The organism is Pelagibacterium lentulum, from assembly GCF_003992625.1.
GTDB lineage: Bacteria > Pseudomonadota > Alphaproteobacteria > Rhizobiales > Devosiaceae > Pelagibacterium > Pelagibacterium lentulum.
In genome coordinates this window covers 40,997-58,788 of the sequence record NZ_RZMW01000029.1, presented here as the reverse complement: position 1 = coordinate 58,788, position 17,792 = coordinate 40,997, and the positions used below count along the sequence as shown (strand labels likewise).

Annotated in this window: 12 protein-coding genes; 11 read left to right on the top strand and 1 reads right to left on the bottom strand. The window is 57.9% G+C overall.

Translation table 11 applies throughout. The annotated features are described in order from the left end of the window. The first annotated feature begins 93 nt into the window (after positions 1 to 93). The 9 genes from ccmI (at position 94) to EO133_RS07410 (ending at position 11,732) form a co-directional block, all read left to right on the top strand. Positions 94 to 1,179 carry a c-type cytochrome biogenesis protein CcmI gene (ccmI, locus tag EO133_RS07450; protein ID WP_244640811.1) on the top strand — a complete coding sequence of 362 codons (1,086 nt, stop codon included), beginning with the start codon at positions 94 to 96 and terminating at the stop codon, positions 1,177 to 1,179. Between the two features lie 13 nt (positions 1,180 to 1,192). Then, the gene (gene ccmE, locus EO133_RS07445) at positions 1,193 to 1,660 is read left to right on the top strand and encodes a cytochrome c maturation protein CcmE (protein WP_127072194.1); all 468 of its coding nucleotides are present in this window, start codon (positions 1,193 to 1,195) and stop codon (positions 1,658 to 1,660) included. Next, on the top strand, positions 1,657 to 3,633 hold the full coding sequence (locus EO133_RS07440; protein ID WP_127072017.1) for a heme lyase CcmF/NrfE family subunit: 1,977 nt from the start codon (positions 1,657 to 1,659) through the stop codon (positions 3,631 to 3,633). Before ccmE ends, EO133_RS07440 begins: the two co-directional genes overlap by 4 nt. Continuing rightward, positions 3,630 to 4,100 (top strand): cytochrome c-type biogenesis protein, encoded by a 471-nt coding sequence (locus tag EO133_RS07435; protein ID WP_371870921.1) that lies wholly within the window; start codon positions 3,630 to 3,632, stop codon positions 4,098 to 4,100. The genes EO133_RS07440 and EO133_RS07435 overlap by 4 nt, the downstream gene beginning before the upstream one ends. Positions 4,101 to 4,255: 155 nt before the next feature. Next, positions 4,256 to 5,011 carry a sulfite exporter TauE/SafE family protein gene (locus tag EO133_RS07430; protein ID WP_164734922.1) on the top strand — a complete coding sequence of 252 codons (756 nt, stop codon included), beginning with the start codon at positions 4,256 to 4,258 and terminating at the stop codon, positions 5,009 to 5,011. Between the two features lie 125 nt (positions 5,012 to 5,136). Then, positions 5,137 to 6,651: a Do family serine endopeptidase gene (locus EO133_RS07425; RefSeq protein ID WP_127072015.1), complete on the top strand. Its 1,515-nt coding sequence runs from the start codon at positions 5,137 to 5,139 to the stop codon at positions 6,649 to 6,651. Positions 6,652 to 6,721: 70 nt separating this feature from the next. Next, complete coding sequence (locus EO133_RS07420; RefSeq protein WP_127072014.1) at positions 6,722 to 7,393, top strand: response regulator transcription factor; 672 nt, start codon at positions 6,722 to 6,724, stop codon at positions 7,391 to 7,393. Beyond that, positions 7,386 to 8,810: a sensor histidine kinase gene (locus EO133_RS07415; protein ID WP_127072013.1), complete on the top strand. Its 1,425-nt coding sequence runs from the start codon at positions 7,386 to 7,388 to the stop codon at positions 8,808 to 8,810. Before EO133_RS07420 ends, EO133_RS07415 begins: the two co-directional genes overlap by 8 nt. A gap of 24 nt (positions 8,811 to 8,834) precedes the next feature. Continuing rightward, positions 8,835 to 11,732: a bifunctional [glutamine synthetase] adenylyltransferase/[glutamine synthetase]-adenylyl-L-tyrosine phosphorylase gene (locus tag EO133_RS07410; protein ID WP_127072012.1), complete on the top strand. Its 2,898-nt coding sequence runs from the start codon at positions 8,835 to 8,837 to the stop codon at positions 11,730 to 11,732. Here the strand turns inward: EO133_RS07410 and EO133_RS07405 are convergent. Further along, positions 11,708 to 13,435, bottom strand: coding sequence for a sensor histidine kinase (locus EO133_RS07405; protein ID WP_127072011.1), 1,728 nt, complete (start codon positions 13,433 to 13,435; stop codon positions 11,708 to 11,710). The two genes, EO133_RS07410 and EO133_RS07405, sit on opposite strands and share 25 nt — an antisense overlap. 515 nt (positions 13,436 to 13,950) lie before the next feature. Between EO133_RS07405 and EO133_RS07400 the strand changes: the two genes are divergently transcribed. Next, on the top strand, positions 13,951 to 15,816 hold the full coding sequence (locus tag EO133_RS07400; protein WP_127072010.1) for an ABC transporter ATP-binding protein: 1,866 nt from the start codon (positions 13,951 to 13,953) through the stop codon (positions 15,814 to 15,816). A 69-nt stretch (positions 15,817 to 15,885) separates the two neighbouring features. After that, entirely contained in the window at positions 15,886 to 17,784 is a 1,899-nt protein-coding gene (locus tag EO133_RS07395) for an ABC transporter ATP-binding protein (protein ID WP_127072009.1), read from the top strand. Positions 17,785 to 17,792 lie beyond the last annotated feature (8 nt).

Sequence of the window (17,792 nt, the reverse complement as noted above, 5' to 3'; positions counted from 1 at the left end):
GCGGCAAAGCGCGCTACCGCAACCACCTGCATTTTGTGACGATTTCGCTTATAGAAGCAGGATCGTGTTTGTTTTCAAGGGCTAGGGAACGCATTGCTCTGGATAATTGCAATTGGTGTGGCAATTGCCTGCTGCGTCGCTCTGCTGATCGCGGTGCGCAAGCGGCAGGATCATCAGGATGAGACGCCTGACGATGCAGCTGCGCGTCTTTTCTATAAGAGTCAGCTTGAGGGCATCCAAGAAGATCTCGCGGGTGGCCGCATTTCGGAAGCCGAGGCGATTGCGGCCAAGGCCGAGCTTGCCCGCGAAGTCATGCGCGCCAAAAAGGCCGCGCCATCCTCGGGCACCAGCCGAATTGCAACGGGCGTAGTTCTCGCCAGTTTGCCAATCGCGGCGATTGCCGCCATCGGGCTTTACGTCCTTATCGGCCGCGCCGATCTGCCTGCACAGCCGTTTGCAGAACGCAGCTTTGCCGGGTCCGAACAGGAATTGACGCTGGAAACCGCCATCGCCCAGGTTGAGGCGCGGATGGAGGAAACACCCAACGATATTCGCGGGTGGCTCGCACTGGCGCCAATCTATATGCAGGCCGGCCGCTTTGAGGAAGCTGCCAATGCCTATCGACGTGTCCTGAGCCTTGAGGAGCCGACGGCGGACCGGGAAACCGATCTTGCAGAGGCCATAATCATGGCCAATGATGGCGAGTTGAGCGCGGAAGCGATGGGGTTGTTGCAAAGCGCCGCCGAACGCGACAGCCAGCATGTTCGCTCACGCTTTTACATCGCAGGTGAACTGACCCGCATCGGGGCCTTTGAGGAAGCCGTGCCGGCGTGGGAATATCTGCTATCGCTGGCTACCGGTGAGGAGCCATGGATTCCAACGGCGCAATCCGGCCTTTCGGCAGCGCAGGCGGGGCTGTTCGTTGGACAACTGGATGAACCTGTGCCCGATGCCACTCAGGATGTTTTGATCCGGGGCATGGTGGAAGGGTTGGCCGCAAGGCTATATGACGAGGGCGGATCGGTCGGAGAATGGATGCAGCTTGTCCGCTCACGCAACGTGCTCGATGGCGCCGATGCAGCACAGGACGATCTTTCGCGCGCACTTGCAGAAGTTGACGGCATGGACCGGATTGCGTTGCAGGATATGGCGCAGGAACTGGGATTGACGACGGAGTAGAAACGACGTGGCTTTGACGCGGAAACAGAAGCGTTTGAGTGTGATTGCGGGCCTTGGGGTCGTGCTGGCCATTTCGGCCGGGTTGATCCTTACCGCGCTGCGCGATCAGATCATGTTCTTTTATTCGCCCAGCGAAATCATCGAACAGGGCATTGCGCCGGGCATGTCCATCCGGCTAGGCGGGCTTGTGGTGGACGGAAGCTGGGAACAAGACGGAGAAACCAGCGTCTTTGTCGTAACCGACGGGGAAACCGATATCGGCGCGCGCTTTGTCGGTATTTTGCCGGATCTGTTCCGCGAAGGGCAGGGCGTTGTGGCCGAGGGAAGCATACAGTCTGACGGTACATTCCTTGCGACCAACGTGCTGGCCCGCCATGATGAGAACTACATGCCGCGCGAAGTCGCCGACACGCTCCGTATGGAGGGTGTCTGGAAAGGCGAAGACGATGAGACCGTCTATGGCGAAGGGACGTATCAGTGATTACCGAAATCGGCCATTTTACGCTGATCCTTGCCTTTGTTCTGGCGCTGGCGCAGGCCGTGATCGGCTTTGGCTTCTGGCGCAGCGGAGAAGGTCCGGCGCGCTTTGTGCAGCAATCGGCCATCTTGCAGTTTCTGCTGGTTGGGCTGAGCTTTGCCGCATTGACCCATGCGTTCGTCGTGTCGGATTTTTCGGTCAGGCTGGTTTTCGAGCACTCCAACTCCATCCAGCCGATGCTCTACAAGGTCACGAGCGTCTGGGGGAACCACGAAGGTTCGATGCTGCTGTTCATCCTGATCCTCGTGCTGTTCGGGGCAGGCGTGGCGGCCTTTTCGAGTTCGTTGCCGCGTGATCTTTCGACGCTGGTTCTTTCGAGCCAGGGCCTGATGGTGGCCGCGTTCTCGGCCTTCGTGCTGTTTACGTCCAATCCGTTCTGGCGGCTCGATCCGGCTCCGCGCGATGGAACTGAGCTTAACCCTGTTCTTCAAGACATCGGCCTCGCGATTCATCCCCCTTTGCTCTATCTGGGCTATGTCGGGTTCTCGATCTGCTTTTCTTTTGCCATTGCGGCGCTGATCTCAGGCCGCATCGATGCGGCATGGGCGCGCTGGGTGCGTCCGTGGACGCTGGCAAGCTGGGCCTTTCTGACCCTTGGTATTTCGATGGGTTCATACTGGGCCTATTATGAACTGGGCTGGGGCGGCTGGTGGTTCTGGGACCCGGTGGAAAACGCAAGCTTCATGCCCTGGCTGGCAGGCACGGCACTGCTTCACTCTGCCATTGTGATGGAAAAGCGAAACGCGCTGAAGGTCTGGACGGTTTTCCTCGCCATCATCACATTTTCCCTGAGCCTTCTGGGCACGTTCCTCGTGCGCTCGGGCATTCTGACATCGGTACATTCATTCGCCTCGGACCCGACGCGCGGGACGGTCATTCTGGCCATGCTGGTGGTACTGATCGGAGGCGCCTTTACGCTATTTGCCATGCGTGCGTCATCGCTGCGGCAAGGCGGGCTGTTTGCGCCGGTAAGCCGGGAAGGCGCGTTGATCCTCAACAATCTGTTCCTGGCCACCGCGACCGCGGGGGTGTTGATCGGTACGCTCTATCCGCTGGTGCTCGAAAGCCTGACCGGGGCAAGGATCACGGTAGGGGCTCCCTTTTTCGACCTCACGTTCGGCGCCTTGATGGTGCCGTTGCTGCTGTTGATCCCGTTCGGCCCGTTTTTGGCCTGGAAGCGCAGCGATCTTGTCGGCGTCGTCCAACGGTTGACCGGCGCGATCATAGCGGCGCTGATTATTTCGCTGATTGTCTTTGCCTTTTTGGGCTTCCCGGTCTCCATGGCGCCCATCGGGCTGGCCATCGGCATCTGGGTTATGGTCGGGGCCGTTGCCGAACTGATCGACCGAGCTGCGTTTCGCAAGGTTGGGTTTGGCGAAGGCATGAAACGTTTCAGGGGTTTGCCGCGCTCGGTGTATTCGACCGCTATCGCCCATTTCGGCGTCGGTGTGTCAGTGATCGGGATCGTTTGCGCCACGGCATATGAAACTGAAATCGTCACTGCCATGCAGCCCGGCCAGACCATCGATCTGGCGGGTTATGAAATCACTTATGAAGGCGAACAGGTGGTTCAAGGACCGAACTATACCGCCGATCAGGGCCAGTTCACCGTAGTTTCGCCGCGTGGGGGCGTTCGGGAAATGACATCTGAACGGCGGGTATATCTTGTTTCAAGAATGCCGACGACCGAGGCTGGCATCAATACTTATGGCTTCACGCAGGTCTATATCCAGTTCGGGGAGCGCATGGGCGAGACGGGGCGTGTGGTTCGGCTCTGGCATAAGCCCTATGTCGTACTGATATGGTTGGGTACCATTTTCATGGCCGGCGCAGGCTTTCTCTCGCTCACCGATCGCCGGATGCGGATCGGCGCGCCCCGGCGGGCAAAAGCCAAGGCCAAGGAGGTAGCAACATGATCGGCTTGCTTCGCGGATTACTGATTGCCGTGCTGCTTGTGCTGCCAAGCGCGGCTCCAATGGCGCTATCGCCCGATGAGCTGCTCGACGATCCACTTCTCGAAACCCGTGCCCGCGCCATTTCGGCCAATCTGCGCTGCATGGTCTGCCAGAACCAGTCCATTGACGATTCCGACGCTGAACTGGCCCGAGATCTGCGTCTGTTGGTCCGCGAGCGGCTGGCGACCGGCGACAGCGATACCGAAGTCATCGACTATGTGGTTGCGCGTTATGGCGAATTCGTTCTGCTGCGGCCCGTCATGGCACTGCATACCATCGTGCTTTGGGGCGCAGCGCCTGTAATATTGCTGATCGGGCTGATATTTGTTGTGATTGGCGCGCGGCGCAGGTCCGGTCGGCCCAAGCCCGAGGGACCAAAACTGACCCGTGAGGAGCAAAAGGCGCTCGATCAGCTGATGAACGAGTAAAACGCTTCCGAAGCGCACAACCGTTTGCCACTCCTGCTGGACATGTTCGGGGAACTCCTGGCCCTCTCGGGCCGTGAGAGCCCCCATCGTGCCATATCGCTTGCCGGGATGAAGTGCCGGTTGTACCCCCGGTCTGAATAGAGGGGGAAACCGCCGTGTTCGATATAACCGTACTGTTGCCGGAAGGCCTGAGCCTGAGCCTTGCATTCGCGTTTGTGGGATTCAGTTTCTTTACGTCGGCGATAACCGCCAGCTTGGGGTTGGGCGGTGGTATCATGATGTTGGCCGGGCTGGCGATGGTGTTTACCCCAACGGTGGTGATTCCGTTCCATGGGTTTGTTCAACTCGGCTCGAACGGTTTCCGGGCTCTGATGCTGAAAGCCTACATTCATTGGCAATTGATCCTTTGGATCGGGCTCGGAATGGTTCTGGGTTCTCTACTCGGGGGAAGTCTGGCAGTTGCGCTCCCTGAGTCCGTATTCCTGGCAGCAATCGGGATTTTCATTCTCTACAGCGTCTGGGGGCCACAACCCAAGGTTGCCGTCAGAGGCCCTTTTGCCAGTTTTTTTGGCGGGACGGCGATTGCAGCGCTTGGGATGATCATCGGTGCTACAGGTCCGCTTGTCGCCAATTTTCTCAAATCGCTAACGGACCGCCGGGATGTCGTTGCGACACACTCGATGATCATGACCATCAATAACCTGGCCAAGGTCACGGCATTCACCCTGTTCGGATTTGCCTTCGGCCAGTACCTCCCACTCATGCTTGCGATGATTGCCAGCGGGTTTCTAGGGACCTGGCTGGGCAGTCATCTGCTCCATCGTATGCCCGAAAGGACATTTCGTGTCGGCTTCAAAGCCGTTCTGACTCTTGTCGCCTTGAACCTGTTGCGCTCTGCAATCTGGCCATGATTGCCACAATCGCGCCTCACCCTTACGGAGATTTAATGAAGCCGACACTGTGCGGAAAGACTTTGTTACCTACATAATAGGTCTCGAATGCACCAGCTCATACCAATGAGAGAGGACCATCCCACATGCCCAATCTGCTTTCCACCCCTCCGCGCAAGCTGATTGTTGCATCGGCTCTCGCGATTGCCGTTGCCACAGGCGCCGTTGCGATGAACTTCCTGCCGGGTCAGACCGCGAATGCCCAGGTCGGTTCGCAAGTCGGTGTGCCGATGACCGGGTTCGCCGATCTCGTAGAAGCGGTAAGCCCTGCTGTCGTTTCGATCCAGGTTCGCGGCGAAGTGCCCGACCGTATGGTTCAACGCCGTGGCGGCCCGAACTTCCAGTTCGAGTTCCCCGACCTGCCGGACGACCATCCGTTGCGCCGCTTCTTTGAACAGTTTGAAGAGCCGTTCAATGCTCCGCGGGGCGAGCGGCCTAATCGTCCGCGCCAGTTCATGCAGGCTGTTGGTTCCGGCTTCATTATCTCTGCTGACGGCTATATCGTGACCAACAATCACGTTGTTGAAGACGCCACCGAAGTTACCGTTCTGCTCAGCGATGATACTGAGTTGGCTGTTGACGTTGTGGGGCTCGATCCTCGCACCGATCTTGCCTTGCTCAAGGTACGGGAAGAACGCAGCGATCTGCCATATGTCGAATTTGCCGAAGAAGAAGCCCGCGTAGGCGACTGGGTTGTTGCCGTAGGTAATCCCTTCGGTCTTGGCGGCACTGTGACCGCTGGGATTGTTTCGGCCCGTGGTCGTGACATCAACGCTTCCATGTATGACGATTTCCTGCAGATTGACGCTGCGGTTAACCGCGGCAATTCGGGCGGTCCTACCTTCGATATCAATGGTCGTGTCATCGGCGTCAATACGGCGATCTTCTCGCCCTCCGGTGGCAATGTCGGCATTGCTTTTGCAATTCCCGCTTCCGTTGCCGAGCAGGTTATCAGCCAGTTGCGTGATGAGGGCGTTGTAACGCGCGGCTTCCTTGGCGTGTCGCTGCAAGATCTCAATGACGATCTCGCAGCCGGTCTTGGCCTTGCCAATACAAATGGTGCGCTTGTGACCGAGCCGATCGAGGGCGCCCCTGCTGCCGCAGCCGGCGTGGAGTCTGGCGATGTTATCGTTTCTGTCGACGGTCAAGGCATTCGTTCGGGTCGCGAACTGTCGCGCGTTATTTCCCAGAAAATGCCGGGCACGACCGTTGAACTTGGAATCATCCGCGGCGGCGACGAAATCGACATTTCGGTAACTCTGGAGCGCCTGGCAGAAGAGTTGGCGGCCGTGCCTTCGACCGAAATTGAAGAACCCGAAGCCGAAGCTGAACCCGCGGTTTCCAGCATTGGTATAACGCTGATGCCCAATGCCGAAGGCGAGGGCATGGTTGTAGAGGCCGTCGATTCCGGCAGCCCGGCAGCAACCCGCGGCATCATGCGTGGCGACGTGATCCTGGAAGCGAATGGCATGACCATCGCATCGGCCAACGATTTTGAAGAAGCGGTCGAAAGCGTGCGCGACAGTGGCCGTTCGGCCATTCCGCTCAAGATCTCCCGTGATGGCGCTGTCCGCTTCGTAGGTATTCCGATCGAAGAATAGTGCCAACAGACCAAAAGCACCGGTCCCGGCATTTGCCGCCGGGACCGGCACCAATCTCCTGGGGCAAGTCGTGAAAATCCTGCTGATTGAAGATGACAGGGAAGCTGCGTCCTATCTGATACAGGCGCTCGATGAATGCGGACATGTCACCCACCACGCGAGCGACGGGGAGACAGGATACGCCATGGCCTCGGGCATGGATTACGATGTGCTGATCGTGGATCGCATGTTGCCTCGGCGCGACGGGCTTTCGATCATTGAATCGCTCAGGGCCGAGGACGACAATACGCCTGCACTCATTCTCTCTGCGCTTGGTGAAGTCGATGACCGAGTAACCGGCCTGCGCGCAGGTGGAGATGACTATCTCGTCAAACCTTACGCCTTTACCGAACTGCTTGCGCGCATAGAGGTGCTTGCGCGGCGCGCGACACCCGCGGAAGCCGAGACGACTTATCGGGTCGGAGAACTGGAACTGGATAGATTGTCCCGCAAGGTGACGCGGGCGGGCGAACCCATTCTGCTACAGCCGCGCGAATTCCGGCTTCTCGAATATCTGATGAAGAACGCGGGGCGGGTAGTGACGCGGACAATGCTGCTTGAAAATGTCTGGGATTATCATTTCGACCCCCAGACCAACGTGATCGACGTGCATATGTCGCGGCTGCGGGCCAAGGTCGATAAAGGCCACGACAAACAGTTGCTTCAGACCGTGCGCGGCGCCGGATATGTGATCCGTGACTGACACCTCGACCAGACAGTATTCCCTTGGCAACATCTGGCGTACGACGACGGTACGTCTGACGATGATGTTCATCGCGATTTTCGTGGTGTTTGCCGTCGTGTTGCTGGCCTTCATTGCATACCACACGTCGATCCAGATACAGCGTCAGCAGAGCCATTCGATCGAGCGCGAGATCGCACAGATCGAATTGCTGTCCGATGAGGCCGGTTTGCGCACGGTGGCCTTTGCAGTGCAGAGGCTGGCGGATCGTCCTGGCCCCGGCATCTACTATCTTGGCGATGCGACAGGTCAGATGCTGGCAGGCAATGTCTCGAATTTTCCGACCCTTATTCTGACCGAGGCGGGCCGTTACGATCTGGCCTATGAGCGTGGGCTGGAAATCTACGGCGATGCTGATGGCGTGGAATCGACAACGGGCACAGCCATCGTTCATTCGCTTGAATTGAGCAATGGACTGAAGCTCGTGGTGGGCCGGGACGTGGGCGAAAGGCGGGGCTTTACAGAAATCATTTTTTCCACTTTTGCGTGGGGTGCCTTGGCAATTCTCGCCCTTTCGGTTGCAGCGGGCGGGCTGACTGCCCGTTATGTGTTGCGGCGCATTGCGGCGATCAACAGTACGTCTGCCAAGATCATGTCGGGTTCGCTTTCCGAGCGTGTGCCGGTCACAGGCCGGAACGACGAGTTCGATGCCATGGCAACCAGCCTCAATGCCATGCTCGATCGGATCGAACAGCTTATGGCCGGACTCAAGGAAGTGACCGACAACGTTGCCCATGACTTAAAGACGCCGCTGACCCGCTTGCGCAACAAGGCCGAGGCTGCCTTGCGCGACAATGCCGACCCGGAAAAGCAGCGCGTGGCACTTGAGACAACGATTGCCGAGTCCGATCAGTTGATCCGGACGTTCAACGCGTTGCTGCTGATCGCGCGGGCAGAGGCCGGAACGCCATCCGGCGCCTTTGCCGATACCGACATAAGCGCGGTGGTTGCAGATGTCGCCGAACTTTACATGCCGGTGGCGGAGGATGCGGGGATCATCCTGACATGTGAGGCCGAGCCGGGCGTCAGAATGCAGGCCAACCGGGAACTTGTCGGTCAAGCCCTTGTAAATCTTGTCGAAAACGCAATAAAGTACCTGCCGGACGGACATGAGGGTGAAAGGCGCATCGTCATTTCGCTCAAACGCGAAGCGGGGAGGATTTTCATTGAAGTGGCCGACAACGGACCAGGCATCCCCGAACCAGATCGCAACCGTGTCTTCGAGCGCTTCGCACGGCTTGAGACGAGCCGGACAGAGCCGGGCGCCGGGCTTGGATTGGCGCTGGTTTCTGCGGTCGTCCGGCTGCATAAGGGCACGGTGCATTTTGAGGATAACAATCCGGGAGCAAAGGCGGTTATTGCGTTTCCTGCTGCCTGATATGACAGGCAGCGGAGGTCAGCCATGACATTTGGAAGTCAACTCAAGCGCCTTGCAGGTGAACGTCACGCCGCCGAGGCCTTTGTCGATGTCTTAAACGCCACAACTGACGAGAAGCGAGCCATACTGGAAAGCGCTGGTCTGGTGTTGAGCCCGATTTTCGCGACAGCGCCTTATCTCAGGGATCTCGCGCTACGCCATGCCGATTGGTTGGCCGATGTGCTGGAAGCCGACGCCGACGCAGCCTTTGACGATCTTATCGCCCAAATCCGCGCAGAACATGCTCAGGAAGAAGAAACGGCGCTTGCCAAACGATTGCGCATTGGCAAGGCACGCGGCGCCCTGCTATCGGCCGTGGCCGAGATCGGGGGCGTCTGGACGCCGGCCCAGACCACGCGCGCCATGTCCGACATTGCAGATGCCGCGCTGGAAGCCAGCGTGGACTTTCTGATGCGCCAGGCGGCGGAGAAGGGCGAACTTGCGATGCCCAAGGAGCGCGCTTGTGCAGCCAGTTCCGGGCTGGCAATATTCGCGCTGGGCAAGCATGGAGGGCAGGAACTCAATTATTCCTCCGACATCGATATCGTGGCATTTTATGATCTAAGCCTTGCCGTTCTGCCCGACGACGGGGATCACAACAAATTCTATGTCAGGCTTTTGCGCCAGCTTGTGGCGCTGATGCAGGATCGCACCGCCGATGGCTATGTGTTCCGTACCGATGTTCGGCTAAGGCCCGATCCCGGATCGACCCCCATTGCCATCTCGGTCGACGCGGCAATGGGCTATTATGAATCACGCGGCCAGAATTGGGAGCGTGCTGCCTGGATCAAGGCGCGGCCCTGCGCTGGCGATATCGGGGTGGGCAATCAATTCCTCAAGGAACTGGCGCCCTTTGTGTGGCGCAAGCATCTCGACTTCGCCACTATTGCCGATATTCAGGCGATGAAGCGTCAGATCAACATCCATCGCAATGTTGGCGGCCAGCGGGTGATGGGGCATAACGTGAAGCTGGGACGCGGTGGCATCCGCGAGATCGAGTTTTTCGTCCAGACCCAGCAGTTGATCGCCGGTGGCCGCGATCCAGATTTGCGCGTCAGGCCAACCGTGGAGGCGCTGGCCGCACTTGTTCAGGGGCAATGGATCAGCGCCGATGCCGCTCAGGAGCTCAAGGAAACCTATTGGTTTCTGCGTGCCGTTGAAAATCGCCTGCAAATGCTGCGCGACGAGCAAACCCATGTCTTGCCGGAAACCGAAGACGGCGTGGCGGAGATCGCGCTGCTCATGGGCTTTGAAAGCCGTGATGCCTTCGAGGACGCTTATCGCGCAGCGCTCGCCAAGGTGGTGGACTATTATTCCGAACTGTTTGCGGAGGGAGAGTCTCTGGCAGGAGAGCTTGGCAACCTTGTCTTTACCGGCTCGGACGACGATCCGGGTACGCTGGAAACGCTCTCAAATCTGGGATTTTCCGATCCCACCAGTGTATCTGCGACCATCCGCAAATGGCATTACGGCGGCTACGCTGCGACCCGTGCGGCCAAGGCTCGCGAACATCTGACAGAGCTTTTGCCAGCGCTTTTGAAATCCATTGCCGAAACCGGCAATGCGGATGCAGCTTTCGCACGGTTTGACAATTTCCTCTCGCGCCTGCCGGCCGGCGTGCAGATGTTCGCCCTGTTGCGCAATCATGAGTATCTGCGGCACCTTTTGATCGACTTCATGGCGTCAGCGCCACGACTGGCGGAAGCTGTGATTCATCGCGCCCATGTTGTGGACGGACTTATCGATCCATCGTTCGCCGGTGACATTGCGGCGTCAGAAGCGCTCGTTGCCAGCGTCGACGCGTTTCTTGCGGACGCGCGCTCTTATGAGGATCTGATCGACCGCGCGCGCATCATCGGGCAGGAACAGAAATTCCTCATCGCCGCGGGGCTGGTTGGCGGTGCGCTGAGCGCTGAACAGGCCGGGCGCCAGTTTACGGCACTGGCGGAAACCCTGACGGCGAGACTTGTCAGGTCTGTACGGGAAAATTTTGCTGCAAAGCATGGGACAATCGAAGGTGCCCAAGTAGGCATCCTGGCATTCGGCAAGATGGCCAGCCGGGAGATGACGGCCACATCCGATCTCGATTTCATCCTGCTATACGATGTGCCAGAGGGCGCCTCGGTTTCCGATGGCGAACGGCCTCTCGATGCCCCCACCTATTTCACGCGACTTACTCAGCGCGTCATTGCAGCAATTTCCGCGCCCACTGCGGAAGGGGTGCTTTATGAAGCCGATATGCGGCTGCGGCCCTCGGGCAATTCTGGTCCCCTTGCCACAAGCCTCAAGCGGTTTCGCACATATCAACGCGACGAGGCCTGGACATGGGAGCATCTGGCGTTGACACGCGCACGCATGGTGGTTGCCGACGATGGATTGGCGAACGCTGTCGCTGTGGAAATCGAAACCGTCATGGCCCAGCAGCGTGACCGTAACAAGATTATAAACGACACATTGGAAATGCGGGCGCTGATGGCGCGAGAACGTCCGCCACGTCATGCCTTTGATCTCAAACTCCATGATGGAGGATTGGTCGATCTCGAATTTATTGTGCAGGTTGCGCAATTGCTGGAAGGAAAAACGCTGGATATTCCTCAGGCGCCACCTGTGCAAGTCCTCGTGCGGCTGACCGAGACCGGCTTGCTGGCGGAAGGCGAGAGGCTGGCCGAGATCCACGCGACCTATACCGCCATTCTGCAATTGATGAGCACGTGCCTTCTCGATCCGCTCAAGGATGAAGGTTGGACCGGAGCCTTTCGCGAACTCCTCGCACGGCGCGTTAATTATCCTTCATTTGCCATGCTGGAAACCGACATCGTGGCAATGCGGGACACCGTATCGGCAGCGGCTGAAAAGTTCTATGCGGCGATGCGTGCTTCGTAGCCCGATCCGGTTTCCGTTCCGCTGCTGGCTTCGATTGGAAGGACAATGGCAACGGTGGTGCCCACTCCTGCAACCGAGTCGATCACGAGATTACCACCGCTAAGTTCGGCAATGGCGCGCGCCATGGCAATGCCAAGACCCGGGCCATCGTGATCGCGCGTAAAGGTTGCGTCGGGCAAAACGAAAGGCTGGGAGATCTGGCTGAGTTTTTCCGTATCCATGCCTTCTCCCGTATCCGTGATTTCGAGCACAACACCGTCTTCTGCCTGCCAGGCCGCAAGCTTTACTTCGCCGCCGCGCGGGGTGAAGCGCAAGGCGTTGTCCATGATATTGTCGAGCATCCGCTCGATACATTCGCGATCTGCATTCAGCGTACCGGAAACGCGCTCGCCAAGCCGGAGACGTATGCCGTCCTGCAGGGCGCGTTTTCTGAAGCGATCACGTGTTGCTTCGAGCAGCGCATCGACAGAAAAACGCTCCTGACGCATCGTCTTCCGACCGCCTTCAAGCTCGGCGAATTCGAGAATCTGGGAAAAGGATGCGAGCAGTTTCTCGCCTGCATCGCAGATGTTGCCGACATAGGCCTGATAGTGGGAATTGTCCAAGGGGCCGAAGGCCTCGCTGCGGATCATGTCGGCAAAGCCGATGATGTGATTGAGCGGCGTGCGAATATCGTGGGAGAGGTGGGCGAGGAACGTACTCTTGGTTCTGCTCGCGGCCTCGGCGCGCAGTTTTTCTTCGTGATAGCGCCGGGCCAGTTGACGCTGCTCCTCCCGAATCGAGCGCAGCATACGATCGGCCGCTCGCCGCTCGGTAATGTCGGTAGCGACCGTAACGAAACCGCCATCCTCGCATGGACGCTCATCGAGCATGACGATTGAGCCATCTTCGCGCTCGATCTCGACGACCCGCTGCTGTCCGCTATCGAGGACCGGATGAATGTTGATCTTGCCGGAAAGCTGCTTGGTGAAGTTGCAGTAGGTCTGGCCGGGTTGAAGATATTGGGCGTCCAGGCGCAACAACCCGCCGATTTTGTTGTTGGCGCAGATAAGGGTCCCGTCGTCGCACCAATGCGCTACGCCCATCGGCAGCGTTGAAAAGGCCGGGTCCATAAGGCTTCTCGATGCTTCTGGCTGATGCGGTTGACGGCGCATTGCAAGAAGGAAGATGGCGAGCAGCGCAAATGCGCCGCCGCCGGTCAAGGCGCTGCGTCGCGCAATATCAAAAACGATTGCACCTACTGGCATGGCGACGACGATCGCAGCGCGATCCTGACCGAGATCGGCATGAGCAAGTACGTGATTGCCAGGCACGTTGTGCTCTTTAAGGTCCATGCCGATTTCGATACTGTCCATTGTGCTGGCCAGCACAACGCCATCGAAAGCCGTAAGGATCATTTCTGCCTCTGCAGGCAAGGCTTGAGAATGCGCCAGGATGCTGCCACCCTCATCGGCGGCAATCTGCGCAGCGGCCAATTGAGCGGTCAGTCGAAGGCGGTCATTGTGTTGGGCGAAAGTGCGGAAACCATCCAGCGCGATGAACAGAAATGCGCAGCAGGTAACGGCGATAACGATCGAGTGGATCGGCGTGGGGGGCTGCGTTTGGAAGGAGATAAATTTCCCGTCGGAAACTTGCTTCTCGACGTTACCCGACGGTGTGCTGAATCCCTTGCTGCTGTTTTCGGTCAGATGTGCCGAACCCATGAAAGCCCACACGCGCCAATGTTCGCGTGCTCCCCGATGAAGTGATGCCAACACATTGAATCAAAAGCGAGACTCCTGTCTATAGGCAATATTTTCCGATCGCGCGCAGATTGGAAATTCATGAGTCTCTTGAATCACTTACGGCATGGGAAAAATCATTTTAGACAGCAATCGTCACTCATATCTTGTTAACCATAGTCGTTCCGCAATCTTGCTGATTCGATATGGCTTGCCGCTGAGCGGAATTTGCCGCTCGTCGAGTGATCTCAGGCGCCCCAACGCGCTCCAGCGCAATTGTGGTCAAATTGGTACATGCGAAGCAGGGTAAAGGTGATAATCTGATCGGCTGTCATGGGCTCGGCGGGCGGATATGTTACGTCTCCGCTGGACTTGACGGGCATAAAGCCATAATTTAACAAGAAAAGACTTGTTAAATAGAATGGGCGATGTTGGATCGCTACGCCTTGGCCTTCATGGGGAAGGTTGGGGCAACGAAATTGAAATTGGTGACCGAGATGTTTGCCTGGTTTGAACGCCGCCTGAATGCCTATCCGCCTAATGTGCCAGCGCAGCCACCCAAGGGGCTGCTGGCTTTTTGCCTGCATTATATGGACGGCGTGAAACTGCCACTTGCCGCCATGGCGGTGCTGACAACGCTTATTGCGATTGCCGAAATTGCGCTTTTCGGCTTTCTGGGGAACGTGATCGACTGGCTTTCTGCAGCCGATCGGGAGACCTTCTTGCAGGAAGAAGGGACGATGCTCTTTGGTATGAGCATCTTTGTGATTTTCATTCTGCCAGCGCTTGTACTGCTGTCCACGCTCATTATCCATCAAACGCTTTTGGGCAACTTTCCGCAGCGTATCCGCTGGATGGCGCATCGTTACCTGATCCGTCAGTCGATGAGCTATTTCCAGGATGAGTTTGCCGGTCGCATTGCGACCAAGGTGATGCAGACTGCACTCGCCGTGCGCGAAACGGTTATGAAACTGCTCGACGTGCTCAATTACGTCGTTGTTTATTTCATCGGCGCCGTCGTTCTGGCGGCGATGAACGATTTGTGGCTTGCCTTGCCGTTTCTGGGTTGGGTCGTCGCCTATGGCGCGATGCTTTACTATTACGTGCCGAAGCTGGGCAAGATCTCGGAAACCCAGGCTGATGCGCGCTCCATGATGACCGGTCGCATTGTGGATAGTTACACCAACATCGCGACGGTAAAGCTGTTCTCCCATTCCAGCCGTGAGGAAATTTACGCGCGCGAAGCGATGGATGAGTTCCTTGTTACGGTCCACAAGCAGATGCGGCTGGTGACAATCCTCAACGTCGGGATCACCGTACTTAACTGCCTGTTGCTTTTTGCGGTCGGCTTTGTCGGCATCTGGCTGTGGCTGCAAGGCGCCGTCAGCGCTGGTGCTGTTGCCATCGCTGCCGCGCTGGTTCTGCGTATGCACGGCATGAGCCAGTGGATCATGTGGGAAATGTCGGCGCTGTTTGAAAATATCGGCACCGTTCGCGATGGCATCAATTCGCTTTCGCTGCCCTCTATCGTTGCCGACGAACCCGACGCCCCGCGCCTTGGCCGTGTAAAAGGGGAGATCATGTTCAAGGACGTGGCCTTCAATTACGGCAAGAAGAGCGAAGATGGTACAACCCGCGTGATCGAGGGGTTGAACCTTCATATTGCGCCAGGCGAAAAGATCGGTCTTGTTGGACGTTCCGGCGCTGGCAAGTCCACCATCGTCAATCTGCTCTTGCGCTTTTACGATCGGCAAAGCGGACAGATCCTTGTTGATGGTACCGACGTTGCGTCGGTGGCCCAGGATTCCTTGCGCGCCAATGTAGGCGTCGTGACGCAGGATACATCGCTCCTTCATCGCTCGGTGCGTGAAAACATCAAATATGGTCGCCCCGATGCAACCGACGAGCAGATGTACGAGGCCGCGCGTCAAGCCGAAGCCCATGACTTCATTCTCGAATTGGAAGACGCCAAAGGTCGCAAGGGCTACGATGCCCATGTCGGCGAACGCGGCGTAAAACTCTCCGGCGGGCAGCGTCAGCGTATTGCAATTGCGCGGGTGTTGCTCAAGGATGCGCCAATACTTGTGCTGGACGAAGCAACATCCGCTCTCGATAGCGAAGTCGAGGCGGCAATCCAGAGTCAGCTCGACAAGCTGATGGACGGCAAGACGGTAATAGCAATCGCCCACCGGCTGTCCACCATCGCGGCTATGGATCGGCTTATCATTCTCGATGAGGGTAGGGTCGTGGAACAAGGAACCCATGCCGAACTTGTTGAGCAGGGCGGCACCTATGCCAAACTTTGGGCGCGCCAGTCCGGTGGGTTTATCGACGTCGAAGCTGATGAGGTGGCGGCGCAGTAACATGGAGCTATCTTGATACAATCAAGATATATCTTGACATGATTTGCGGGTGGCCACATATGATGGCTCATGATTGAAAAAGCACTGCAGCCGATCCGCGCGCTCTCGCGTCTGTTCGAGACGTGGATCGATCCATTCGAGCAGCGGGCGGCCATGCAGCCGCCCGATACTGTCTGGGCTTTTCTTTGGTATTATCTCAGGCAGGCCAGGGCACCATATTTTCTGGCGCTCATGCTCGCCGGGCTAACCTCGCTGTTTGAGGCGCTTTTCTTTTTCTATATGGGCCGCCTTATCGATCTGCTCGAAAGCGGCGATCCAGGCCTTGGCTGGCCGGGACTATGGGAAGCGCATGGTGTAGAGATGCTCGTGATGCTGGGCGTCGTTATCGTGGGGCGCTTCGTTGCTCCAGCGATCCAGGCCCTGGTGGAAGAGCAGACCATCGGTCGCGGGTTCACGACCATGGTGCGCTGGCAGACTTATGCTTACGTCTCGCGCCAATCCATGCGGTTTTTCAACGATGACTTTGCCGGGCGTCTCGTAACCAAGGTGTCGCAGGCATCCCAGTCGCTCAACGACTTCATCGCCAGCGTTATTCAGGTCGGCTGGGCGTTGACGATCTTTGCGGGAACAACACTTTTCCTTTTCGCCCAACTCGATCTCCGTATGGCTGGACTGATCGTGATCTGGATCGCGATTTTTTCCGTGATGGCGCGTTATTTCGTGCCGCGGATGCGGTCCCGCGCGACCGAAAACGCCGAGAATGCCTCTGTGCTCAACGGGCGGATCACCGATAGCTTTTCCAATATCCAGACGCTTCGGTTGTTCGGAAATGCGGAAGACAACGATATCTATGTGCGCAACGGGTTCGAGCGCTTTCTCGGGTCCGCGACCCGTCTGGGCCGCATGGTGACTGGCGCTCGTGCCATGATGGGCCTTCTCAGCACCACGATGATCATCTCTTTTGCGGTGCTGTCCATCCAGCTCTGGAGCACCAACGCGATAACGGTTGGCGCGGTGGCTTTCGCGCTGGCGCTTGTTTTGCGCCTCAACATGATGCAGGGCCGCATGATGGGGCAACTCAATGGCATGATGCGGCATTTCGGTGTCGTCCAGAATGCAATGGAAACCATCGCCCAGCCCTTGGAATTGACTGATGCGCCCGACGCCCAACCCCTTATGGTGAAGGACGCTGCAATCCGCTTTGAAAATGTGCGGTTCCACTATGGGCGCGAACGCGGGATCATCGAAGGGGTCGATCTCGACATCAAACCCGGTGAGAAGGTCGGGCTGGTTGGCCACTCTGGGGCGGGTAAGTCCACGCTCGTTAATCTGTTGCTTCGTTTCTACGACGTCGAAAGCGGCCGCATTCTGATCGATGGGCAAGACATTTCCAAAGTCACGCAGGAATCCCTGCGCGCCAATATCGGCGTTGTCAGCCAGGACACGGCCTTGCTGCACAGATCCGTGCGCGCCAACATCATGTTCGGTCGGCAGGGCGCGAGCGACGAAGAAATGATCGCTGCCGCAAAAGGGGCCGAGGCGCATGAATTTATTGCCGACTTGCAGGACCACCGTGGCCGCACCGGCTACGATGCTCAGGTGGGCGAGCGCGGCGTCAAACTCTCCGGCGGGCAGCGCCAGCGCGTAGCAATCGCGCGCGTGCTGTTAAAAAATGCTCCGATCCTCGTGCTCGATGAAGCGACCTCGGCGCTCGACAGCGAAGTCGAGGCAGCCATCCAAAGCCAGTTGGAAAGTCTTATGGCCGGCAAGACAGTCATTGCGATTGCCCATAGGCTTTCGACAATTGCGGCAATGGACCGGCTCGTCATCCTCGATCACGGGCGCATCGTTGAACAAGGCACCCATGATAGCCTTCTTGCGCAGGGCGGGCATTACGCCAGGCTTTGGGAACGCCAGTCTGGAGGCTTTCTCGACTACCAGGTCGAAGAGGACACAGCGAACTATTAGAGCGTGTC